Genomic DNA, 24,257 nt, shown 5'->3' with positions numbered 1-24,257 from the left:
TGATACAAAGTCAATTTAATCAAGTTAAAGTTTAAATTATAATGAAATTTAAAAAGATATCTTTTTATTTAGTATGCTTTTTTAGTTCGACGTTTATCTTCGGACAAATAAAGGTTTCTGAATATATTCAACAATCAACCATTGCGACTCAAACAGACAATAAGCTTTATTTTGTAGATTTTTGGGCTACCTGGTGCGGTCCTTGTGTTCATGCATCTAAATATATTGAATCGCTACAAAAGCAATATGCTGATGATTTTTATGTGCTTTCGTTATCTCAAGAAAGTCCTGAAGTTGTGAAACGTTTTATGCTTAAACATCAAAATGGATTAGCTACAGCAATTGACTACGAAGGACAAACTTTTTCCAAAAATAAAGTACAGAGTTTACCTTACAGCATTTTATACAACGCACATGGTATGAAACTTTGGGAAGGTCATCCTGCCGATTTTAAGCCAAATCATTTAGAACAGTTTTTGAGAGATAACCCCAATAAAATAGAAGTAGATAAAATAATACTAACACAAGCATATCAAAAAACGGTAGTTAAAAAGGAAGATGTGCTTAAAAAAGACATTGAGATAACGCCTTTAAATGAAACTTGGGATGCCGCTTTGCAAATTGTAAAACATGATAGTTTTATTGAGTTAACCGGTAATTTAAAGGATATTTTGGCATATGCTTTAGATTGTTACAAAAGCCAAATTAAATTAACTAATGCCAATAATGATTCGTATCGGGTTAAATTAAGAATTGATTCGGATGCGTTTAATAATAAATCTAAATATGTATTGAAGGCCTTAAAAATGAAGGAGTCTAGAAAATATACTGAGGGAGAGGCTTTGGTTTTTGAAATTAAAAACCCAACATTTTGGGATACTAATCAAATCGATTGGGGTAAGGATACACAGCAGTTTTTAATTGGTGATTCTGAAATTAAGGCAGATAATGTTACATTAAATCAAGTTAAATTTCAGCTTTCTAATGTGCTTGAAACACCTATAATTGTAACATCGAATGTTGAAAACCAAAAGCATGATTGGGATATTCATTATAAGTATTTTGATTTGATGGTGTCCATAATGAAAGATAATTATGGCATTGATATTGAAAAGAAAGTTATTGAATATCCGGAGTATACCATAACAAGAAAAGGAAGAAATTAATCTTCTGGTATATTAATAAAGTAAAAAAGGCATCCTAGTGGATGCCTTTTTTATTTTTAGTGTTGAATTATAACTATTAGTTGTTTAATACTCTAAATTCAGTTCTTCTATTTTTTTGGTGTTCTGCTTCAGAGCACTCTACACCATTAGAACAACGGTTAACTAATCTAGTTTCTCCGTATCCTCTTCCAGATAAACGGCTTCTGTTAATACCTTTAGATACTAAGTAGTTTACAACAGCATTAGCACGTTGTTGTGATAAAGACATGTTGAAATCATCATTACCTCTAGCATCTGTATGAGACATTAATTCAATATTTACAGGCTTACTGTTTAATAATGGTAATAAAGTTTCATCAATAGTTTTCTTAGAGGCTGGAGTAATACGCGCGCTACCTAACTCATAGAAAATTGGTAATACGTTAGCATCAAATAATCCACAGTCAACTTCTTCCCAAGTAGTGATTCCACCTTTTTTAGCTAAAACAGTTCTAGTAATAGTTTGTGTTTTTGCAGGTACAGTTATACTTCTTGTTGTTGCAGGACTAGCAACAACTTGACGAGTGATAGTTCCATATTCAGCAGGAATCTCAATCTCAGTCATTGTAGCTGGAGTTTTAACAACACGTTTTTTGTAAGTTCCACCTACTTCTCCAACTGGTGAGTTACTTACTGTAGCATCTTTTGCTAAAGTTGTAAAGCTAACATCTTTAAATTGAGCTGGGTACCCAACATAACAAGCAACCATACAGTCCTCTTTGTTTGGAGAATCACATGCAGTTTCTTTGTATTCCCATCCAGAAGTTTCAGGATAAACCTCAAAAGTTCTAGAGTTAGTAGCAAATGATGCAGGATTTACCTTTAAATCACCTCTACCATCTTTTTTAGTATAAGGAACATCAACAGTTTCATATACAGCAGGTACATATACGAATTTTTTAGACGCTTCTTTAATTAATACACGATCTTCAACAGTCTTGTAAGTTGCAGGGACAACTTCTAATTTTGTATAAGAAGGATATACTTCAATAGTTTCTGTAACTTCATTGAATTCATCTTTTGTGATACATTTTACATAACACTTCCCTGGTTCTGGGTTCGAGGGTAGGTTTTGAGCTTGAGCAAAACCTAAGCCTAATAAAAAAGTTAGGCATAAAAATACTTTTGTTTTCATAAAAATTAAAATTTAGTTAATGGGTTAATATTTCCACAGTTGTGAGACACACATAAAATAAATAAGTCACACAAAAAAAAAGAAATTAACATTTGTTAAGAGTAAATTTTAATTTTTTGCAATAAAAATCTTAAATAAATAGACTAGGAGAAGATCACAGTTTTATTATTAAAAACCATTACTTTTCTATTAGCGTGCAGTTTAACTGCGTTGGCGAGAACTATCTTTTCTAAATCGCGTCCTTTTGCAATTAAATCTGATATGGCATGAGAATGTGATACTCTTGTAACATCTTGTTCGATAATAGGACCAGCATCTAGCTCCTCTGTAACATAATGGCTTGTGGCACCAATAATTTTAACACCACGTTTAAAAGCAGAGTGATAAGGTTTGGCACCAACAAACGCTGGTAAGAACGAATGATGAATGTTGATGATTTTATTAGGGTATTGATCAATTAATTTTCCAGAAACTATTTGCATATATCTGGCAAGTACTATAAAATCTATTCTATGGTTTTTTAGAAGTTCCAGCTGTTGGTTTTCGGCTTCATCTTTTAACTCTTTAGTTACTGGAATATGATAAAACGGAATATTAAAACTGTCTGCAATAGGTTTTAAATCCAAATGATTGCTAATAATAAAAGGTATTTCTAAATTGAGTTCACCTGAGTTGTAGCGTCCAAGTAGATCGTATAAGCAATGGTCATATTTTGATACAAATAAAGCCATTTTAGGTTTCTTTTCAGAAGAATAAATACGCCATTTCATTTCAAATGTTTTAGCTAAACCAGTTTCAAAAACAGATTTAAAATGTTCTGTAGAAAATGATTCCGAACTAAATTCACTCTCTAATCGCATAAAAAAGATGTCTTGTTCTCGATCAACATGTTGGTCAATATAAACAATATTTCCGCCTTGTTCTGCAATAAAACTTGTAACAGATGCAATTATTTTAGGTCGGTCTTTACAATGTATTAATATGGTAATCTTATTCATAATGCCTTCAGTATTCGGCGCTAAAAATAGTTTAAAATTGACTTAGGCAAGAATTGGAATAATAGTTTTATATAATCTTTTGTAAATGGCTTATTTTTTTGAATATTTCGTAAATTGCGGTACTAAAATGTAATAATCTTTACGAATGAACCAACAAGTGCCTTATAAGCCCGAGCATAAAGTTAGAATTGTAACAGCTGCATCACTTTTTGACGGACATGATGCGTCAATAAACATTATGCGCCGTATTATTCAAGCAACAGGTGTAGAAGTGATACATTTAGGACATGATAGAAGCGTCGAAGAGGTTGTTAATACTGCCATTCAAGAAGATGTGAATGCTATTTGTTTAACTTCATATCAAGGTGGACATAACGAGTATTTTAAATATATGTATGATTTGCTCAAGGAAAAAGGTGCAGATAATATCAAAATATTTGGCGGCGGCGGAGGCGTAATTTTGCCTGCTGAAATAAAAGATTTAATGGATTATGGAATTGCTAGAATCTATTCGCCAGATGATGGTCGAGAAATGGGATTGCAAGGTATGATTAATGATTTGGTTAAGCAATCAGATTTTGCCATTGGTGATAATTTAAATATAGCGCTAGCGGACTTAGAAAATAAAACTCCAAAAACCATTGCCAGGGTTATATCTTCCGCAGAAAATTTTCCGGATATAGCAAAAGAAACATTGGATAAAATTCATATAAAGAATAAAAATTCAAAAATCCCAGTTTTAGGTATAACAGGAACAGGAGGCGCAGGTAAATCTAGTTTAGTCGATGAATTAGTAAGACGATTTTTAATTGATTTTCCTTCTAAGACAGTTGGTATTATATCTGTTGACCCCTCTAAAAGAAAAACAGGTGGCGCATTATTGGGCGATAGAATCAGAATGAATTCTATTAATAACTCAAGAGTTTATATGCGCAGTTTAGCTACACGTCAATCTAATTTAGCATTATCAAAACATGTTAATGAAGCGGTTGAAGTTTTAAAAGCAGCTGAGTTTGATTTGATTATTTTAGAAACTTCAGGAATTGGTCAATCTGATACCGAAATTATTGAACATAGTGATGTCTCGTTGTATGTTATGACTCCAGAATTTGGAGCAGCTACACAATTAGAAAAAATTGATATGCTTGATTTTGCAGACTTAGTAGCTATTAATAAATTTGATAAACGAGGCTCTTTAGATGCTTTACGCGATGTAAAAAAGCAATACATGCGTAACAATAATTTATGGAATACGCCACAAGAGGACTTACCTGTTTTTGGTACCATAGCATCACAGTTTAATGATCCAGGTATGAACACTCTATATAAAGCAGTCATGGATAAATTGGTTGATAAGACCGACGCTGATTTAAAATCTACGTTTGAAATTTCACTTGAAATGAGTGAAAAGATTTTTGTAATTCCCCCAAATAGAACCCGTTATTTATCGGAAATTGCAGAGAATAATAGGGCTTATGATAAAACAGCTATTGATCAGGTTGATGTTGCACAAAAATTATATGGAATTTATAAAACCTTAGAATCTGTTTTGGGAAAATCTCCACAATTAGATAAAGCTGGTATTGATTCAAAGTCAATCGAATCTAAAGAAAATAGAGAGTTTATAAAATTGCTTACAGGAGAATTCGATAGAGTAAAACTAAACCTAGACCCTCATAATTGGGAAATGATAACAGGTTGGAACGAAAAAGTAAACAGATACAAAAATCCAGTTTATAGCTTCAAAGTTAGAAATAAAGAGGTGAAAATTGAAACCCATACGGAGTCTTTATCACATGTCCAAATTCCAAAAGTAGCGCTTCCTAAATACCAGGCTTGGGGCGATATTTTAAAATGGTGTTTGCAGGAAAATGTTCCGGGGGAATTTCCTTTTACATCTGGACTGTATCCGTTTAAACGAACTGGCGAAGATCCTGCTAGAATGTTTGCGGGCGAAGGTGGTCCAGAACGAACCAACAAACGTTTTCATTATGTAAGTGCTGGTTTGCCTGCCAAACGTTTATCTACAGCTTTTGATAGTGTAACGCTTTATGGAAACGATCCAGATTATAGACCAGATATTTACGGAAAAATTGGAAATGCAGGTGTTAGTATTTGCTGTTTAGATGATGCTAAAAAACTGTACTCAGGGTTTAATTTGGCTGATGTTATGACATCGGTGAGTATGACAATAAATGGTCCTGCGCCCATGTTATTAGGTTTTTTTATTAATGCAGCCATCGACCAACAATGTGAAATTTATATAAAAGAAAACGGTTTAGAAAAAGAGGTTGAAGCTAAAATTGCAAAGTTCTATGAAGGTAAAGAGAGACCCAAATATAATGGAGAATTACCTGAAGGTAATAACGGACTAGGGTTAATGTTGTTAGGGGTAACAGGTGATCAAGTGTTGCCTGAAGATGTTTACGAAAGTATAAAAGCGAATACCATTGCCCAAGTAAGAGGAACGGTTCAAGCCGATATTTTAAAAGAAGATCAAGCACAAAATACCTGTATTTTTTCAACTGAATTTGCATTGCGCTTAATGGGTGATGTTCAGGAATATTTTATTGAAAATAATGTGCGTAATTTTTATTCAGTTTCTATTTCAGGCTATCATATTGCAGAAGCTGGGGCAAACCCAATTACACAGTTGGCATTAACACTGTCTAATGGTTTTACTTATGTAGAATATTATTTAAGTCGCGGTATGGACATCAATAAATTTGGTCCTAATTTATCGTTTTTCTTTTCAAACGGAATCGATCCTGAATATGCCGTTATAGGTCGTGTGGCACGAAAAATTTGGGCTAAAGCTATGAAGCTTAAATACGGAGCCAATGCCCGTGCACAAATGCTAAAATATCATATCCAAACCTCAGGACGAAGTTTACATGCTCAGGAAATTGATTTTAATGATATTCGTACTACGCTTCAAGCATTATATGCCATTTACGATAATTGTAACTCACTTCATACCAATGCTTATGATGAAGCTATAACAACACCTACTGAAGAATCTGTACGTCGTGCAATGGCTATACAGCTCATAATAAATAAAGAATTGGGATTAGCGAAAAACGAAAATCCAATTCAAGGATCTTTCATTATTGAAGAGTTAACCGATTTGGTAGAAGAAGCTGTGTTGTTAGAATTCGATAGAATTACTGAAAGAGGAGGTGTTCTTGGTGCCATGGAAACCATGTATCAACGATCTAAAATCCAAGAAGAAAGTTTGTATTATGAAACTTTAAAACATAACGGAGATTTCCCAATCATCGGTGTAAATACATTTTTGAGTAGTAAAGGATCTCCAACAGTTTTACCTGCTGAAGTAATTCGAGCTACGGAAGAGGAAAAGAAGTTCCAAATTAAAACTTTAGAAAATCTTCATAAAGCACATAAAACCGAAGCCTTACTTAAAGAACTTCAACAAAAAGCTATTCATAACCAAAACATTTTTGAATCTTTAATGGAGGTTTGTAAAGTTTGCTCCTTAGGGCAAATAACGAATGCATTATTTGAAGTTGGAGGGCAGTATCGCAGAAATATGTAAGCCGTTAATCACTTAACTTAGAACATAATTTCATTTTTGAAAGCTAATCAAAAGGTAGAATTATATGAATGTCGAGTACTAAAATTTAAGAAATTATAAAGTTAACATCCAAGAACTTTGAAGTTTTTTGAATTTTTTCAATTCACTTCTTAAAATTGGCAAGAAATCTTTACCGTTACTATTAGATTTTTCTAATCGATAGGAGTTTCTGTAAAGTTTGTTTGTAAGTTTTCTTAAAGACGCAAGATGTTTATGTTTCTTATCCGAATAGCGCTCTAATTCGGCATTAACAATTTCAGGAACAAGGGATACAGATTGTTGTACAATATCACCAGAGAAATAGATATTGATATCTTCTGAACCATCTGGTTTTAAATTAGATAGGTCGTGATTTAAATACAAAGATATGTTCTGAGATAAAGCGAAAATCTCTAAAGCCTTTTGATAAACCGGTAAATCCGATAGGTTTGATGGGGTATTGTGTAACATATCTTAATTCAGTAAGCAATTTTACCAAAATTACTCACAAGTTATGATATTCAACTTTAGTTTTTAAAGTAAAAATGTATATTTGCTTTAATTATTAATTATTTTTAGTTAATTTTCCTTTAAATGAGTATCGATAATATAAATAGCAAAATTTTAAAGTGCTTACAAGAAAATGCGAGACTATCAAATGCTGCCATTGGGAGGCAAGTTGGCATAAGTTCTCCTGCAGTTTCAGAACGCATTAAAAAAATGGAAGATCTTGGAATAATAGAGGGTTATAAAACTATTGTTTCTCCATTTGAAATTGGATATCAACTTAAAGCTATCATAACCTTACGTGCTTTTATGGGTAAACTGAAGCCCTTTTTAGAAAAAGTAAAAACCTATGATGAAGTTATCAATTGTTATAGAATTACAGGTGATGAAAACATTGTAATGGAAGTAGTTTTGAAAAATCAAAAACATTTAGAAACCTTTATAGACCAATTGATTACCTATGGTGAATCAAAAACACAAATCGTTTTGTCTCGGGTTGTTAAACAAAAAGAAATAAAACCACTTAAGTAATCCTTTAGTGAACGCGCCAAGGTGGATTTTTTCTGTTTTCACCTGCTTTATATAAAATGATACAATTTCCGTCAGGATCCTTTAAATGTGCTTCGCGCCAAAGCCACGGTTTGTCCTCTGGTAGTACATCGAATTGAATACCTTTTTTTCGAAGTTCATCTACATATGCATCTAAATCATTTTCTTCAAAATAGATGGTAACACCTGCACCTTTTGGAAGCTCATCAACTTTATGAATAGAAAAGGTAGTATCTCCATCAGGACATTCAAATCTTGCATAATTTGGGATGGCATCCACAATTAATTTCAATCCTAACGATTTATAAAACGTTACTGCTTGTTCTAAGTGAAGCGACGGAACGGTTATTTGATTTAAATTCATAAACAAAGAATTTTAAAAGCTTTTCTTTAATTTTAAATGACTCCTCAAAATAAGAAGTAACAGCATGCAAAAGCCACCTATAATGGTAATCATATACCAAGTATTATCAAATCCGAAACCATCAACCATTTGCATACCTGCCTTGTGTCCGAAAATATGTGCCATTGAAAACGCGATGGAATAAAGAGCCATATATTCCCCTTGATTTCCTTTTTTAGCGCGTTCCATTGCAAAAGCATTGGAGAAAGGAAAAGCAATCATTTCGCCTATGGTCATTAAAAACATACCAACAATTAAAATACCAGACCAAGTTGTATAATTTAAAATTATAAAACTTGATGTCGTTAGGGTTGCACCTATGAGCATGAGTTCGGTTTTCGACAGTCTGCTATTTTCTAGCCACTTTATTAAAGGCATTTCTAATAAAAAAATAAAAAATCCATTGGCACCAAGAAGTAGCCCAATTTCAAGTTCTGATAAAACATGAATTTCTCGGTAATAAATAGGCATTGTAGAGAAGTATTGTAAAAATATAACACCGAATAAAAACATGGCTATCAAAAATATTGTGAATGCTTTATCATTATATGCAGAAACAGGATTAGTCACCAAAATATCATCGAGTACTGTAGATTTTTTAGGATTTAATACCATTATTAAAACTACTGTTGCCAGTATGCATGTTATACCATCTACCCAAAATAAGCCGCCGTATCCCATAGTAGTAATAATAATTCCACCAATTGCAGGACCCGCTGAAAAACCTAAGTTTATTGCTAACCTTATAAGCGTTACACTTCGTGTTTTATTTTCGGGTTTGCTATAAGCACTTAAAGCCACAAACATGGCAGGACGAAACATATCTGCAACCAACATCACTAAAAAAATACCAAAGCATAAGGCGTAAAAAGTATCTAAAAACTGAAGCGCTATAAATAAAACGCCCGTGCTTAAAAGACTTCTTACCATAACTTTGTAGTAGCCAATAGTATCGGTTAATTTACCTCCTAACCATGAACCAGAAACTGAACCCAGACCAAAACAAACCATAAGCGTACCAACATTACTTAAAGAAAAGTTTAAATCTTCAGTAAGATATAATGATAAAAAAGGAATGACCATAGTACCGGCTCTATTAATTAATGTAATTAAAGCAAGCCACCATACTTCTTTTGAAAGTCCTTTAAATGTATCAAGATAATTGTTGAATAATTTTTTCATTGGTTTTAATTGGTGCGAAACTGCATATTAAAATTGAATTCGTAATGTCTTTAAAAATAAAAAGTCCGACGGTGAAGTCGGACTTTTACATATTGTAATAATTTATAATCATATCACCATAATATATAAAAAGTCCAGCTTCTTGCCTTAATACAAGAGGTCCATTGCTTTCTATAAATTCTGACGTTATTTAACATTTTATTTCTTTTCGTGAATCAAATCTAGGTAAAATAAATTTAACTTGTATTTTTACATTGATAATTTCTATAATATGAAGCGATTTGGTTTAGCATTATTAATCAGCTTTTTGCTGGTTTCTTGTAGTAGTAGTTTTCAAAGTTTTTATGATAACCATAAAGCAGATATAGGCACAACATCGTTTCAAGTGCCCAATTTCATGAAAGCTGTTTTAGGTAATATTTCTCCCGAAGTAAAACATGCCATTGGAAATATTTCAGATTTCAAATACATAAAATTCGAGAAGGTTGATAATATAAAGCGACAAAACTTAATTGCAGAAATGAGTGTCGTTACAAATAATGGATTTACAGATGTATTTAGAAAAAATGAGCTTGATAATACTCGAATTATTTCTGTGCGTGAATCGGGAGTTGTCGTTACCGATGCCATTATTTTTAATAGTAATCCAACTGAGACAACAGCTTTTTATTTGCAAGGAAATTTTGATCCTGAAAAAATCAAAATGTTTGCTGATGAAGAGACTTTTAATACATTTTCAAACGATTTAATACAAAATTATAATACCAATCTTAATCCATCATTTAATCCAGAAAATTAATGAAAAATGCAATTTTTATTAGTATTCTATTCATTTCACTGTTGAGTTGCGCACAAAAAAAAAGAGCGTTAAAAGGGGAAACCAAGTTTCAAAAAGAGCTTAACGCAAAATATAAGGATGCCTCACAATCTCCTTTAAAAGATAAGGATAGAAAACAATTTGAAGGATTAGATTTTTTTAAGTTTGATTCGCTTTATGTTGTTGAAGCCAGTTTTAAAAGAACACCAAATGAAAAACCCTTTAAAATGAAAACGACAACTTCAAGAAGACCCATTTATGTGAAATATGGTGAGTTATCTTTTAATTTGAAAGGCGAATCTTTTACTTTAAATATTTATCAAAATCAAGAAGTAATCACCAAAGAAGGTTATGAAGATTATTTGTTTTTACCTTTTTTAGATGAAACCAACGGTTTAGAAAGTTATGGTGGAGGTAGGTATGTTGATGCCAGAATACCTGAGGGCGAAACTATGATAATTGATTTTAACCAAGCTTATAATCCGTATTGCGCTTATAATGATAAATATTCTTGTCCGTTAGTTCCAAGAAAAAATTATTTAAAAACTAGAATTGAAGCGGGAGTAAAAGCTTTTTCTAAAAAATAGGGTTTCAAATAAATTTATGGGAACCGTCGCAATTCGGTTTTCGTTTGGATAAGCCACAAGTGCAATCATTTAAACCATAACCATCAATTATTCTTTTGATGTTTTTTTCAATTCTTGAAATTCTAGTTTTAGATTGTTTTGGTTTAGTAAAATGTAATAGGTAACCGCGCTGTCTGCCTTCAGATAATTTATAAAAAGCATTTTTAAAAGATGAATTTGTTTCAAATATCTGCTCTAATTCATCTGGAGTTTCAAATTCAGAAGTTGTTTTCATCTTTACTTTTAGACCCATTTTTTCAACTTCTATGGCTTCAAAAATATAAGATTTAATAACGGACTTTTGTTTCTCAATGTCATTAAGGTTTGTAAATCTTAATTGTCTTGCAGATTGTGTGTTTTCTGTTTGTTGTACTAAAATGCCTTTTTCATCACTTAACAAGGCACCTTTATTGAAAAGTAGGGCACAATAATCTTTAAAACCGTGAATTAAAATCACATTCTTACCATTGTCAGTGTAGCAAGGGTGCATCCATTTAAAATCTTCAGTTAAACCGCAATCAAGAATAAGTTCTCGTAATCGTGTCAACTCTTCTTGCCAAGTTTTGAGGTTAGCTAAAAATGTATCTACTTTTGCATTCATTTTTTATTTCACTAAAAAGATTCCTAGAAAAACTGCTAAAAAACCGATAACGAAACTAGCTATGGTATATATGGCAAAATTTGTAAAATCGCCAGATTTTAAAAAGATATGATTCTCATAAGCGAAAGTTGAAAAGGTTGTAAAACCGCCGCAAAAACCCGTAGCTAAAAGTAAGGATTGACTTTGTGATAAGGTATTGTTTTTAGCCGCTAAACCGAGAATAATACCTATAAGTAAACTTCCTATTATATTGGCTAAAAAAGTACCATATGGTAAGCTGTTTTCAGCGTTGTTTAAATATTTCCCGAGTATAAATCGTAACACACTTCCAAATCCGCCACCAACAAAAACTAAAAACAGTTGCTTCATTACTTTAATGCCAAATAAATTTCGGTTGTCCAATCGGCAGGATTTGGATGTTGCATAGGATCGTTCGTGTACACTTCAAGAGCAGGACCATTTTCATCTTGTACTAAATTATTATCCTCAATATATTTCATAGCAACTTCCCAAGCTTCTTTTAAATTAGAATAATCACCTTTTAAAGTTGTTTTAAGTGCTTTAAATGGCTTTAACTGACCAGTTAGAATATCGGGTTCAGTTGAAATAATTTTACTAATGGTTGGGATACAACATGAGAACATGGTTGTATTATTTTCTTCATCCCACTTATGATAATAATTAAAAGGAGCTCCAGCCATCTTAATATTATTGTCAATGGCATATGCACCTAATTTAGGCATCATTTTTTCGATATTTGCTGGCATATCTGGGATTTTACACGATACAGTGTTGTATATATAAAACCCACCGCTATGTTCGGTAACACCATCAACGGTAACACTAAATTTTTTCATATCGGCAACAACAATACTATCTAATTTCTCTAAACTACGCTCGTAATGTGGTGCAATTTGTTTTTCCATACCTCCAGTAAAGGTTGCAAAGGCCTTAAATCCAAACGGTAAATCTTTTCCTGAAATGGTCCAGGTAACATCTGTTGTCTGGTCTTCATTTGGATTAAACTCCCAAGAAATATCAGAAGGTGGAAAATCGGCAAATTGCATTTGTTGTGTGATGGATTTATTTGGAGTTGTAGCAATATTTTTCATCGTACCTACGCCATCCTTATCTTCCCATGAATAAGAACCATCAACACCTTGAGTTTGATCAGAAAGCATTATTTGCATATCTGGATCTGCTTCCACCCAAGACGACCAAGCTTCCCAGTTTTTAAAATCAATGACATTGTTATAAATAACTGGTGCAGGTGCTTTTATCGTTCTAGTTCTGCTCACTTCAAACTCGTTAGGTTGAATTGCAATATATATAGCTACACCAATTATAACTATGAGTAATAAGAATAAAATGTATTTGAGAGCTTTCATTATTTTTTGTTTGATTATTTACAAATCAAAGATAATCATTTTTAATTTTCGATTAATAAATTATTACATTTGTTGTGTTGATAATAGATAATTAATATTTAAAACGTAATATTTTCGTATTATCAATAATTTAAGAGCTTTTTTAAGCGTTTTTTTATTTATAATTTAAAACATATTTAATCACAATGAAACTAAAATCTATATTAAATTTATTATTTGTTGCCACAATTTTGTTCTCCTGTGGTAATGAGAAATCTCAAAAAGATAGTGATATTTTGGCATCAAAAGAATCTGTAGCGTTTGATCATAACGTTGAGCAGTTCGCTGATATTAAAATATTAAGATACCAAGTTCCTGGTTGGGAGCAACTTACAATTAAGGAGAAAAAATTAGTTTATTATTTGGTTCAGGCAGGATTATCAGGAAGAGATATTATGTGGGATCAAAATTACAGACATAATTTAACCATAAGAAAAGCTTTAGAAAACATCTATACGAATTTTGATGGTGATAAAACTTCGGAAAATTGGAAGGCTTTTGAGACGTATTTAAAGCGTGTTTGGTTTAGTAATGGAATTCACCACCACTATTCAAATGACAAGTTAAAACCCGAATTTTCTTCAGATTATTTGAAGGAGTTATTAACTTCAACTAAAACAACCTTAAAAGGTGAAGCCTTTGATGTTATTTTTAATAACGAAGATGCTAAAAAGGTTAATCAAGCTAAAGGTGTAGATAATGTAGCACTTTCTGCTGTGAATTTTTACGGACCCAATGTTACCAATGCAGATGTTGAAACATTTTATAAAGCAAAAAAATCTCCAGACCCTAAAAAGCCTTTATCTTTTGGTTTAAACTCACAACTAGTAAAAGAAAACGGTGTTTTAAAAGAGCGTGTGTATAAGTCGGGCGGACTTTACGGGCAAGCCATTGATGAAATTGTAAAATGGCTAGAATTTGCAAAAGGTGTGGCAGAAAATGAAGCGCAAGGAAATGCTCTTGGGCTGTTAATAGATTATTACAAAACTGGTGATTTACAAACTTGGGATGATTACAATGTTGCTTGGACAGCAGCAACAGAAGGTAATATTGATTACATCAATAGTTTTATAGAAGTGTATAATGACCCTTTAGGATACAGAGGTTCTTATGAAAATATCGTACAAATTAATGATTTTGATATGTCACAGAAAATGAAGGTGTTGTCTGATAATGCACAATGGTTTGAAGACAATTCTACATTAATGGACGCTCATAAAAAGAAAAACGTTGTGGGTGTAACTTATAAGGTGGTTAATGTAGCTGGAGAAGCTGGAGATGCTTCACCAAGTACACCTATTGGCGTGAATTTACCAAACGCCAACTGGATTCGTGCTGCTGTAGGTAGTAAATCGGTTTCATTAGGAAATATAACCAATGCTTATAATAATGCTTCAAGCTCCGGACGATTAAAAGAATTTGTAAATGATGATGAAGAATTTGAATTGGAAGAAAAATATGGTCAGTCAGGAGACAAGTTACACACAGCATTACACGAAGTGATTGGTCATGCATCGGGTCAGTTAAATCCTGGTGTTGGCGAAACTAAAGAAACGCTAAAAAATTACGCTTCCACGTTAGAAGAAGGACGAGCAGATTTAGTGGCATTATATTATTTGTATAACCCAAAACTGCAAGAATTAGGACTGGTTGATGACTGGAAAGCGGTTGGAAAAGCTACTTATGATGGGTACATCCGTAATGGATTGATGATGCAGTTAATTCGTTTAAATCTAGGTGATGATGTTGAAGAAGCTCACATGCGAAACAGACAATGGATTTCTGCTTGGGTTTATGAAAAGGGGCTAAAAGATAATGTCATAGAAAAAGTAACCCGAGATGGCAAAACCTATTTTAATATTAACGATTATGAAAAACTCCATGAACTTTTCGGTCAATTATTAAGAGAAACCCAACGCATAAAATCTGAGGGCGATTATGCAGCAGTTGAGGAATTGGTTGAAGGTTACGGCGTGAAAGTAGATCAAGCCATACATGCTGAAGTTTTAGAACGAAACAAGCAATTCACATCGGCACCTTATAGCGGTTTTGTCAACCCTGTATTAGTTGCAGAAAAAAATGATGAAGGTGAAATTACAGATGTAAAAGTAACGCAACAAGAAACATTTGCTGGACAAATGCTAAACTACAGCGAGCAATATAGCTTTTTACCAGAGGTAAATTAAATATTGAAATAAATGGAATAACAAAAGCAGAATCTTTTTTAAGGTTCTGTTTTGTTGTTTACACTAAAAACTAATAAAATTAGATTGACTATTACGAGAGCGCAAACAATTAATAAAATATTCATTTTTTAGTTTGGTTTAGTATATACTAGATGCAATCTTTTAAAAATGGTTGCGTCAAAAATCAATAATTTATTAACTCATTGAAATGGCTTGCTTTTATTCTTGGTTTTTAATTATTATTTACTTCTTAAAGTTTTATAAAACAGAGTATTGAATGAGCCTCACTTTCACAAGTAACTCAAGTTTGATTTAATAATTTTCCAGGTGTTTCATTTGATGAATTATTTAAACTAAAATCGTTTGCTGTCCAATGTTATGTTTTCTTTAAACTAATTATGGATTTTAAGAAATCTATAAATGGATTATTATTGATATAATGGAATTTTTAGCCCAATATAGGCGTCTGTGGTTTTTGATGAGTCTGAAAGTAAGTTTGATAACATAGAGCCAGAACCAATCATTAATGGGCCAAATCTTAAGCCTGCACCCCATGCAAAATCACCATATTCTCTAAAGCTTACAGGCGAGTATAAACTAAACCATTTTGTTTCTAATCGAGGAGCCAATGTTACAGAGTTAATGATATTATTGCTGTGGGTTGAATTCTTTTTAACCAACGATAAATTAGTCTGTAAACTAATATAAAGTTTATTCATTATGTGATAATCTGCTAAAAAGTGAAAAGCAGTTGGTAAATTAATTTTTTGTGCAATGGTTTCTTCGCTACTGGTATAATTATTATCTAAAAATTCTTCAGTGTCTTCATTGAAAGTTGAAGCATCGGCTGTAGCATTTAAATCGTAGGTTGTGACAACACTTTCCTTGTAATCAATAGAGCCTATATCTGTTATTGAAGCTCCAATTTTTAACTTGTATTTGTTGTGTTTTCTAGTTACAGAATCAAGATCCACATTTGGTCTAAATTCATAAGTAAACCCAACATCTGCACCGAAACCAGCAGTTAAGTTTGAAAAGTCGATGTCACTGTTATCAAAATCTTGACTAATACCATATTGCAATTCTCCAGTAGTAGTTAAAGTTTCATTAGTTGCATTATACTGTCCCGTAAAGTTTGGGCTGTTTAAAAACACACCGCCAGCACCTTGTAAATATTTTAAAGTGACACCTCCTTTAAGGAAGCTGTTTTCATTATCAACTAAAATGCGCCCGTATACTAATCCGACTTCTGCCCAAGCATGAATGGTACCAGTTAAGTTTTCAGAATTAAAATCAAAATCTTCACCAATATCAAAATTATCAGATATGTTTTCGTACAACTCACCGCTAATGTTATTCAAATTGAAAAAGGCTCTTACTCTACTAACAACACCTATACTACTTTTTGGTGACAGGTTAAACATAAAGGAAGGACCTAAAACATCAGCATTTAAAAAAAAGTTATTGGCATCAGATGGGAATTTTTCAGTATCAGATTCAATATCAATACTGCCTTCAGATTTAATTATATTGCTAACGTCGATACCAAAATAATCACTCCCTCCAAAAGCACTCACAGAAATTATATTAATATCAGCTTTAAGTCGAGAATCTACGACGTTTGAGGGGTTAGAAATTAAGGAATGAACACCTGAGTAATTATCAACAGCAAACCCAACATAGCTTTGGGCTTTTAAATTTGTTAAAATGGTACTAAAAAGCAATAGCGTAATTAATAGTTTTAATTTCTTCATTTTTTAATTGGTTGGTTAATAGCTGCAACAATCTAAATAATTAAATTTTTTCAAAGCTAAAACCTAGATATAAAGCAAATAAAACCGAAGTAAGGGTTTTCGCGTTAAATATATTGTTGGCGCATTCGAAGCTTGACTTCTAAATTTACATCGAAAAAATTTATAGTAGTTTAAATTAACTGTTTAATTTATTTTTTTACAATTCGTTTTACAAATAAGTTATTGGTAGTTTTAATTTTTAAAATATAAATGCCTGAATTCAGTTTGCTAATATCTGCAATTGTAATATTGGTTTTTAGTTCGATATCTAATATCTGTTTTCTACTAAGATCATATAATATGGCTTTATCAGCTTCTAAATTATTTAATTTAATATGTAAAATATTAGAAGTTGGATTTGGATAAAAAGTAATCTTATTTGTGTAAAGATAGTTTATCGATGAATGGTTGTATACTGGCTTATTGTTTAATAATGCGTTTTGTCACAGTCTTATTTTGAGATGATAATTTAATCAAATACATGCCTTTTGATAATTCTGAAATGTTAATTGCTTTATTTGGTGATTCAATTTTTGAGATTAATTTCCCAGTTATATCGAATATCTCAGCATAATCAATTTCTGCTTTTGAAATAATATTTAAATAAGCTTCAGTAGGATTTGGATAAATATTGATTTTTAAATCACTTGTAATTGAATTTAAAGACAAGGTGCTTTTATCGACTTTAAAAAGCCAATAATCAGTATCGCCATTTGGAGCTTCGGTATTATCGCCAGATAATTCATCAACAGTTGAAACAACGACATAATTACCATCGCTGGTTTGTAATATTTGTTCGGGGTATTCCGTTGAATTGGTTCCATAAGTTTTATCTGCAATTAAATTGCCATTGCTATCAAGTTCTATTAACCAAATATCATTGCTTGCACTGTTTTCGGTTTTATCACCCGAAATGTTGGATAGAGTTTCGGCAGCAAAAACATAACCTCCGCTAGATTTTTCAAAACCATAGGGCGTATATTCATCATCCGATCCGCCAATAGTATTTTGCCATTGTATGGTACCTGTATTGTCTGTTTTTATAAACCATAAATCAGTTCCGCCATTCGTGTCTTCGGTTTTTTCACCACCAATGTTTGAGTCTGAATCTCCCGCTAAAAGGTAGCCTCCATCAGAAGTTTTAATTAGTGTTGAAAGTGCACTAACAGAAGTTGAGGTGCCACCATAATTTTTTTGCCAATCAATGGTATTTGTGCTACTTAATTTTACGACCCAATAATCTTCATTGTTACTGGTATTGACTGTTTTATCTCCTGAAATTCCAGATTCTGCAATAACCCCAATTATGTAACCGCTATCTGCGGTAAGTTCTATCCCGATTAGCTCTTCATCAGCATCACCACCAAGGGTTTTATCCCATATTAAAGTTCCAGTACTGGAAGTTTTTATAATCCAAGCATCTGTAAATCCTCGTGAATTTTCAGATTTATCACCTGATATATTTGAGAACGAATCGCCAGCAATAACAAGTTCATTACTAGCATTTTCGCGTACGGTAACTCCATACTCATCATCTGAACCTCCAAAAGTTTTATCCCAAAGTTTTGTTCCTGCACTATTGATTTTTACTATCCAAAAATCAAAACCGCCTTTTGAATTTTCAGATTTATCACCTGACATGTTTGAGTTAGAATCTCCAACGATAACAAAACCGCCATCTGATGTTTCAATGGCCGACACTGGAAAATCTTCTCCGCTGCCTCCAAAAGTTTTATCCCATAGAACAACTCCTAGATTATTGGTTTTAACTATCCAATAGTCACTACTTCCTCGAGAGTTTTCAGTTTTGTCTCCTGAAATATTAGATTCTGAAACACCAATTATTAAAAAACCCCCATCAGAAGTATTTATAACATCTTCAACATCGTCAAAAGTATTGCCTCCAATAGTATTTTGCCATAATATTTGCGCTTGTAAATTGAAAGAAGTAAAAATTAGTAATGTAAAAAAAAGTAATAATTGTTTCATAATGAGAGTTTTTATAGAATAATTAATAGCTATTCAAACATAATGAATGATATGAAACAATAAAATCCCCAATACTGGGGATTTTTTGGTTTTGAGTCAAAAAATATATCGATAAAGTGTTTTTCTGCTATTATCAACTACTTTATCGATTCAATAAAATCTATTAATATGGCATTTAGCTCTTTTGGAGAATCCAATTGCGGACAATGTAGCGCATTTTCAATAAAAATAAGTTGTGCGTTCCATAGCATTGGAATAGTCAAATTAGCCACATAATTTGTATTGACCAATGAATCATTAATACCAAATACCATCGCAATTGGTACCGTTGCGTTTTTTAGAATATCAACTTCATTGTGCATCTCTCCATTTCCAATAGAAACCGCTAGATGTTCTCTAAATTTTGCATCAGTATTTTTAATATCATTTTCTATTAAAACTGTATTGGTTGTTATGCTGGTAGCAAATTGGTTGATTTCTGTTTTAGTCAATTCTTTTTTAAATAGTAAAGCCATCAATTCACTTGGCAAATAAGCATCTTCAATAATTAAAGGGATATTTAGTGGTGAAGCACCAATAATAAATACACCAATGCAATTTTTTAATTTAGGTAAGGATTGTATAGTAAAATGTCCCCCTAAAGAATGTCCAACTATTACAAAGTTTTTGAGTTTTAAACTGTCACAAAAACCAACAACTGTATTAGTAAATAGTGGTAACGTGTAATTTGTTGCTGAATCAGAATCTCCATGACCAGGTAAATCCAATGCAATGAGCCTGAAATTGTTTAATAAATCATCTTTTAATTGATAGGCATAACTTTTAGAGCTTTGTGAATTTCCATGAATAAAAACAATAGCAATATTTGAATTTACTTCATTATCTAAATACGCTATTTTTAAATTATTTATTATCTGAGTTTTGTTTTTCATATGGAATAAAACATATTTAAATAACACCAATTTTATAGCAAAAGTCAACAAGATCTGCAGCATTATGGCAATTGCTTTTTTTAAGAATATTTTTTCTATGAGAGTACACAGTATGTTCACTTATATAAAGTTTATCGGCGATAGCTTTAGTGCTAAATTTATCTGAAATTAATTTGATAACTTCAATTTCTCTATGAGTAAAAAATGAGTTGAACTCCTTATAAATTTCTTGTTTAAAAGCTTCTTGTTCAATATGTGGGGCATTAAATTCCCAATGAACCGTATTTGAATTATCAATAAATGAAATATCGGTTAATAGTGATAAGTTGCTTTTTAGCTTACCGTTTTTGGTGGCTTCAAAAAGGGAAGACTGTCTCAGTAATTTAACGTACGAACCGTCTTTTTTTCTAAATCTGTAAGTAAGATTAAGAGAACTTTTTTCCAAATTCAAGCATATGTTATTAATAAGATGACTTACCGCTGCCTGAGTAATTTTTTTTATAAGATTTAAATCATCAGGGTGGGCAATGCTTAGAACGGTATCTAAATTAAATTCATCTGCACGGTATCCTAAAAGTTTGTCAATATCTTTTTGATATGAAACTTTTCCATCTTGCCAGTCAATAACATACAAACATTGTTTTGAATTGAGAGGGAAGTTGTCGATGTTTTCAAAGTCATTTTTATGATAGTCTAACTCTTTTAATTTTGAAGTAATTTCGCTTATAAATTTCCGATTGGATTTAATCATTAATTAAGACACTATTTTTAGTAGATGTTTTAGGAGGGTTTGCTAATTATTTTTAAGATTAAATATCAAAACATATCACATATGCATATTAATTTAAAAAGATAGAGAAACCAAATTTTTAAAAGCTAAATCCTAGATAAAAAGCATAAAAAACCGAAATAAGGCTTCATACTTTAGGAATTGATGAAAATAGACGTTTTAATTAACTCACTTAAAGAAAAACTTAATAGCAGAAATAAATAATATAAATGAAATAAAGGCAATTAATATCCAAACGCTACCAGCATAAAAGCGCTTATGTATTTTTAAATCTTTTCGGTAAGTGTATGCAATTATAGTAGCGAACACCAAAAAAAATATAATTCCAAAAATGATTTGACCTTTACTAAACATATAGTTATTTTTATTGCAAATTTAGCAAAATCAAGATAGGATTTACTTTGAAATAAGAATGTTCCAAAAAAATTAAACCGCATCGTAAATTAAACAACTAAAAATCAACTAGATGGAAAATAAAATTGAAGCTGTAAAAGCATTTCATACCGCTTTTAAAATAGGTCATAGAGAAACTCCTAAAGCAGATTTAGGTCTCGCAAAAAACATGTTACGGTATAAGTTAATGCGAGAAGAAAATGAAGAATACCTTGATGCAGCCAATAATAATGATTTAGTTGAAGTCGCCGATGCGTTAGGAGATATGCTGTATATTTTATGTGGAACAATCATCGAACATGGTTTGCAACATAAAATTGAAGAAGTGTTTGAAGAAATTCAGCGCAGTAACATGAGTAAATTGGGTGAAGACGGAAAGCCTATTTATCGAGAAGACGGTAAAGTTTTAAAAGGTCCAAATTATTTCAAACCAAATATTGAAGCCATTTTAGACAAATAGATTCCAAATAATTTATATATAAAAAAAGCAGCCAATTGGCTGCTTTTTTATTACTTAACTTCGTAGCGCCATCCAAAAGGATCTGCTGCTTTATTAGTTTGAATATCGGTAATACGCTTCTTTAAATAACTAGCGTAAGTATCATCAAATTTTGGTAATTCGTAATCTTCATTTTTATAACCAAACCCAGAAATAGGAGAGATTACAGCAGCAGTTCCTGCACCAAACATTTCTTTTAACGAGCCATTTTTAGCAGCTTCAACAACTTCACTAACCGTTATTTTTCTAACCTCTACAGGGATGTTTTCAGATTTAGCCAATTCAATAATACTCTTTCTGGTAATACCATCAAGAATTCTATCACTAGTTGGTCCGGTAACTAATGTATCATTAATTCGCACAAAAATATTCATAGCTCCGGCCTCTTCAATATATTCGTGGGTATTATCATCAGTCCAAATCACTTGTTGATAACCTTTTTCTATAGCTAACTGTGTTGGGTAAAATTGTCCTGCATAGTTACCACCAGCTTTGGCAAAACCAACACCACCATTAGCAGAACGCGAATATTTTTCTTCAATTAAAACTCTAACTTCACCAGCAAAATAAGCCCCTGATGGTGCAGTACAAATTATAAATTTATACTCATCTGCTGGCGATGCATGAAAGCCATTTCCTGAAGCAAAAATAAACGGTCTTATATATAACGAACTTCCTGCTTTTTTTGGAATCCAATCTTTATCAACTTCTAATAACGTTTTCAAACCATCCATAAAATAACTTTCAGGAAGCTCAGGAATAGCCAATCGTTTCGATGAAATATTCAAACGTTTAAAGTTCTCTAACGGACGAAATAACCAGACTTTCTCATCGACATCCTTATAAGCTTTCATGCCTTCAAAAACAGATTGCCCGTAATGAAAAATTTTAGCAGCAGGATCCAATACAATAGGTTGGTAAGGCTTCACTACAGGAGTTTGCCATTTACCACCTTTATAGTTACATTCCAACATGTGGTCAGAGAAAACATGTCCAAATTTCAAATTATCAAAATCTACTTCATTGATTTTCGAAGTTTTAGCTTTTTCAATCGCTATGTTGTTGATAATAGTATTCATAGTCTTGTTATTTTAAGAGACAAATTTAAAGAAAATCGTTTTTAAAAAAGCGGTATATTTACATAAATCGTTTAAAATTGAAATTTTAGTGTTATGAAATCAGTTACATTATTAATTATATCAGTTTTTATGTTAATTTCTTGCAAAAACAATGCTCAAGAAAATACAGAAACTACCCCAAAAGAAAAAAAAATAGAATACGCCTCATTCGGTAAAAGTATTATTGCCACAGATGCCATTGCAGCGAGCTCTATGGCAACCCATTATAAAACCTTGAATGTAGGCGATAGCATCGACTCAAAAATAAAAGCAAAAGTAAACGACGTTTGTCAAGCCAAAGGCTGTTGGATGCGTTTACAGTTAGACGACGAAAATGAGGTAATGGTAAAATTTAAAGACTATGGGTTTTTCGTTCCAAAAGACATTTCAGGCAAAACCGTTATTATTAATGGTAAGGCATTTATACAAGAAGTCTCTGTAGACGAGCAGCGCCATTATGCCGAAGATGCTGGTAAAACCCCCGAAGAAATTGCAAGTATTACAGAGCCTAAACGCACGTACTCCTTCGAGGCCGATGGTGTTTTAGTAGCACAGTAAAAAATAATTTTTTGGGCGTCGGCCTGCCGGCAGGCAGGTTACCACAAGGGTCGGGCTATACATTACAAGTCCTCGCTTCGTACCTCCGCTGTGGGCTTTCCATTACTATCCCTAACGCGGGGTCAATCAATAATGGACAGCTTTTAGTTCAAAATAAAATCAACTCAATTATAGATAAACAACACATGAAGCGCGAAATTATTATTACCGCCGATGGATCTTCAACCATTCACATCCCAGAATGGAACGAACAATACCATTCAAAACACGGGGCAATCCAAGAAGCGTATCATGTATTTATTAAGTCTGGTTTGCATCATTTTTGTCATCCAAAACAAAGTGACGAATATGGTAATAACATCTCCATACTAGAAATCGGTTTCGGTACAGGCTTAAATGCCTTCATTACACTTTTAGAAGCCGAAAAACTAAAACTAAACATCAATTATAATGGGGTAGAAGCTTACCCAGTTTCAACAGCTGAAATTCAAGCATTAAATTATATCGAAACTTTAAATGCAGAAAACAAATCTGAAGTTTTTAAAACCCTTCATAAAGTCACTTGGGAAGAAAAACATCAAATTAATGATGCGTTCAATTTAATAAAACGAAAACAATTTTTTTCAAAAATTAATGATTACGAAGCACACGATATCATCTATTTCGATGCTTTTGGAGCTCGGGTACAACCCGATTTATGGACAGAGCAAATATTCACAATAATGTACAAGGCTTTAAAGCCAAAAGGCATTTTGGTAACTTACTCTGCCAAAGGAAGTGTGCGTAGAGCAATGCAAGCCGTTGGGTTTAAAGTAGAAAGACTTCCTGGGCCTCCAGGTAAACGCGAAATGCTAAGGGCTACCAAATAATTTGCCGTATTCTTTCTCAGTTTGGGGTAGAAGAATTTAAGGCAAGTGATAATTTTTAATTTCCTGCTTGAAACTTGCATCTTCTTCCTACACTGTGTTAAACCTA

The 24,257-nt window shown here is 32.3% G+C and carries 23 protein-coding genes; 9 read left to right on the top strand and 14 right to left on the bottom strand.

Annotated features, from left to right (window positions below; translation table 11 throughout):
- Positions 1–41 precede the first annotated feature (41 nt).
- A complete protein-coding gene (locus BUA46_RS12110) occupies positions 42–1,166 on the top strand; it encodes a TlpA family protein disulfide reductase (protein ID WP_019388090.1) in 1,125 nt (374 codons plus the stop codon).
- Between the two features lie 76 nt (positions 1,167–1,242).
- Here BUA46_RS12110 and BUA46_RS12105 read toward each other — a convergent pair whose 3' ends face one another.
- Together BUA46_RS12105 and purU are read right to left on the bottom strand one after the other, a co-directional pair.
- Complete coding sequence (locus BUA46_RS12105) at positions 1,243–2,340, bottom strand: OmpA family protein (RefSeq protein WP_019388091.1); 1,098 nt, start codon at positions 2,338–2,340, stop codon at positions 1,243–1,245.
- Positions 2,341–2,483: 143 nt separating this feature from the next.
- Positions 2,484–3,338: a formyltetrahydrofolate deformylase gene (gene purU / locus BUA46_RS12100; RefSeq protein ID WP_019388092.1), complete on the bottom strand. Its 855-nt coding sequence runs from the start codon at positions 3,336–3,338 to the stop codon at positions 2,484–2,486.
- A 145-nt stretch (positions 3,339–3,483) separates the two neighbouring features.
- Here purU and BUA46_RS12095 point away from each other — a divergent pair, with 145 nt between their 5' ends.
- Positions 3,484–6,894 carry a methylmalonyl-CoA mutase family protein gene (locus tag BUA46_RS12095; protein ID WP_019388093.1) on the top strand — a complete coding sequence of 1,137 codons (3,411 nt, stop codon included), beginning with the start codon at positions 3,484–3,486 and terminating at the stop codon, positions 6,892–6,894.
- A gap of 93 nt (positions 6,895–6,987) precedes the next feature.
- On the opposite strand, the gene BUA46_RS12090 is transcribed toward BUA46_RS12095, so the two are convergent.
- Positions 6,988–7,383, bottom strand: coding sequence for a hypothetical protein (locus BUA46_RS12090; RefSeq protein ID WP_019388094.1), 396 nt, complete (start codon positions 7,381–7,383; stop codon positions 6,988–6,990).
- 123 nt (positions 7,384–7,506) lie between these two features.
- Here BUA46_RS12090 and BUA46_RS12085 point away from each other — a divergent pair, with 123 nt between their 5' ends.
- Positions 7,507–7,950, top strand: coding sequence for an Lrp/AsnC family transcriptional regulator (locus BUA46_RS12085; protein ID WP_019388095.1), 444 nt, complete (start codon positions 7,507–7,509; stop codon positions 7,948–7,950).
- A gap of 4 nt (positions 7,951–7,954) precedes the next feature.
- Here the strand turns inward: BUA46_RS12085 and BUA46_RS12080 are convergent, their stop codons facing one another.
- Together BUA46_RS12080 and BUA46_RS12075 are read right to left on the bottom strand one after the other, a co-directional pair.
- A complete protein-coding gene (locus BUA46_RS12080) occupies positions 7,955–8,332 on the bottom strand; it encodes a VOC family protein (RefSeq protein ID WP_019388096.1) in 378 nt (125 codons plus the stop codon).
- A gap of 12 nt (positions 8,333–8,344) precedes the next feature.
- A complete protein-coding gene (locus BUA46_RS12075) occupies positions 8,345–9,553 on the bottom strand; it encodes an MDR family MFS transporter (RefSeq protein WP_019388097.1) in 1,209 nt (402 codons plus the stop codon).
- Positions 9,554–9,794: 241 nt separating this feature from the next.
- Here BUA46_RS12075 and BUA46_RS12070 point away from each other — a divergent pair, with 241 nt between their 5' ends.
- Both BUA46_RS12070 and BUA46_RS12065 read left to right on the top strand, forming a co-directional pair.
- A complete protein-coding gene (locus tag BUA46_RS12070) occupies positions 9,795–10,352 on the top strand; it encodes a DUF4252 domain-containing protein (protein ID WP_143148131.1) in 558 nt (185 codons plus the stop codon).
- Positions 10,352–10,957: a DUF1684 domain-containing protein gene (locus BUA46_RS12065; RefSeq protein WP_019388099.1), complete on the top strand. Its 606-nt coding sequence runs from the start codon at positions 10,352–10,354 to the stop codon at positions 10,955–10,957. The genes BUA46_RS12070 and BUA46_RS12065 overlap by 1 nt, the downstream gene beginning before the upstream one ends.
- Positions 10,958–10,961: 4 nt before the next feature.
- Here the strand turns inward: BUA46_RS12065 and BUA46_RS12060 are convergent, their stop codons facing one another.
- From BUA46_RS12060 to BUA46_RS12050, 3 genes are read right to left on the bottom strand one after another with little or no spacing between them, the layout of a single operon-like run.
- The gene (locus tag BUA46_RS12060) at positions 10,962–11,597 is read right to left on the bottom strand and encodes a DUF1801 domain-containing protein (protein WP_019388100.1); all 636 of its coding nucleotides are present in this window, start codon (positions 11,595–11,597) and stop codon (positions 10,962–10,964) included.
- 3 nt (positions 11,598–11,600) lie between these two features.
- Positions 11,601–11,966: a fluoride efflux transporter CrcB gene (gene crcB, locus BUA46_RS12055; RefSeq protein WP_019388101.1), complete on the bottom strand. Its 366-nt coding sequence runs from the start codon at positions 11,964–11,966 to the stop codon at positions 11,601–11,603.
- Positions 11,966–12,985 (bottom strand): SRPBCC family protein, encoded by a 1,020-nt coding sequence (locus tag BUA46_RS12050; protein ID WP_019388102.1) that lies wholly within the window; start codon positions 12,983–12,985, stop codon positions 11,966–11,968. Before BUA46_RS12050 ends, crcB begins: the two co-directional genes overlap by 1 nt.
- Before the next feature lie 185 nt (positions 12,986–13,170).
- Here BUA46_RS12050 and BUA46_RS12045 point away from each other — a divergent pair, with 185 nt between their 5' ends.
- Positions 13,171–15,210 carry a dipeptidyl-peptidase 3 family protein gene (locus BUA46_RS12045; RefSeq protein WP_019388103.1) on the top strand — a complete coding sequence of 680 codons (2,040 nt, stop codon included), beginning with the start codon at positions 13,171–13,173 and terminating at the stop codon, positions 15,208–15,210.
- 428 nt (positions 15,211–15,638) lie between these two features.
- On the opposite strand, the gene BUA46_RS12040 is transcribed toward BUA46_RS12045, so the two are convergent.
- The 5 genes from BUA46_RS12040 to BUA46_RS15255 form a co-directional block, all read right to left on the bottom strand.
- Complete coding sequence (locus BUA46_RS12040) at positions 15,639–16,964, bottom strand: DUF5723 family protein (RefSeq protein ID WP_019388104.1); 1,326 nt, start codon at positions 16,962–16,964, stop codon at positions 15,639–15,641.
- 188 nt (positions 16,965–17,152) lie between these two features.
- Positions 17,153–17,377 carry a T9SS type A sorting domain-containing protein gene (locus tag BUA46_RS15330; protein ID WP_432416274.1) on the bottom strand — a complete coding sequence of 75 codons (225 nt, stop codon included), beginning with the start codon at positions 17,375–17,377 and terminating at the stop codon, positions 17,153–17,155.
- Between the two features lie 46 nt (positions 17,378–17,423).
- Positions 17,424–18,992, bottom strand: coding sequence for a T9SS type A sorting domain-containing protein (locus BUA46_RS12030; RefSeq protein ID WP_019388105.1), 1,569 nt, complete (start codon positions 18,990–18,992; stop codon positions 17,424–17,426).
- Between the two features lie 137 nt (positions 18,993–19,129).
- On the bottom strand, positions 19,130–19,924 hold the full coding sequence (locus BUA46_RS12025) for an alpha/beta fold hydrolase (protein WP_162129538.1): 795 nt from the start codon (positions 19,922–19,924) through the stop codon (positions 19,130–19,132).
- A 16-nt stretch (positions 19,925–19,940) separates the two neighbouring features.
- Positions 19,941–20,675 carry a LuxR C-terminal-related transcriptional regulator gene (locus tag BUA46_RS15255; protein ID WP_019388107.1) on the bottom strand — a complete coding sequence of 245 codons (735 nt, stop codon included), beginning with the start codon at positions 20,673–20,675 and terminating at the stop codon, positions 19,941–19,943.
- 505 nt (positions 20,676–21,180) lie between these two features.
- Between BUA46_RS15255 and BUA46_RS12010 the strand changes: the two genes are divergently transcribed.
- Positions 21,181–21,567: a pyrophosphohydrolase domain-containing protein gene (locus tag BUA46_RS12010; RefSeq protein WP_019388109.1), complete on the top strand. Its 387-nt coding sequence runs from the start codon at positions 21,181–21,183 to the stop codon at positions 21,565–21,567.
- A gap of 50 nt (positions 21,568–21,617) precedes the next feature.
- Here BUA46_RS12010 and BUA46_RS12005 read toward each other — a convergent pair whose 3' ends face one another.
- Entirely contained in the window at positions 21,618–22,685 is a 1,068-nt protein-coding gene (locus BUA46_RS12005) for a branched-chain amino acid aminotransferase (protein WP_019388110.1), read from the bottom strand.
- Positions 22,686–22,778: 93 nt separating this feature from the next.
- On the opposite strand from BUA46_RS12005, the gene BUA46_RS12000 reads away from it, so the two are divergent.
- Positions 22,779–23,282 (top strand): DUF4920 domain-containing protein, encoded by a 504-nt coding sequence (locus tag BUA46_RS12000; protein ID WP_019388111.1) that lies wholly within the window; start codon positions 22,779–22,781, stop codon positions 23,280–23,282.
- Between the two features lie 185 nt (positions 23,283–23,467).
- Complete coding sequence (gene mnmC2 / locus BUA46_RS11995; RefSeq protein ID WP_019388112.1) at positions 23,468–24,151, top strand: tRNA (5-methylaminomethyl-2-thiouridine)(34)-methyltransferase MnmC2; 684 nt, start codon at positions 23,468–23,470, stop codon at positions 24,149–24,151.
- Positions 24,152–24,257: the final 106 nt, after the last annotated feature.

The organism is Algibacter luteus, assembly GCF_900141715.1.
Classification (GTDB): Bacteria; Bacteroidota; Bacteroidia; order Flavobacteriales; family Flavobacteriaceae; genus Arenitalea; species Arenitalea lutea.
The sequence above is the reverse complement of the archived record's forward strand: the minus strand, read 5'-3'. Positions and strand labels throughout refer to the sequence as shown.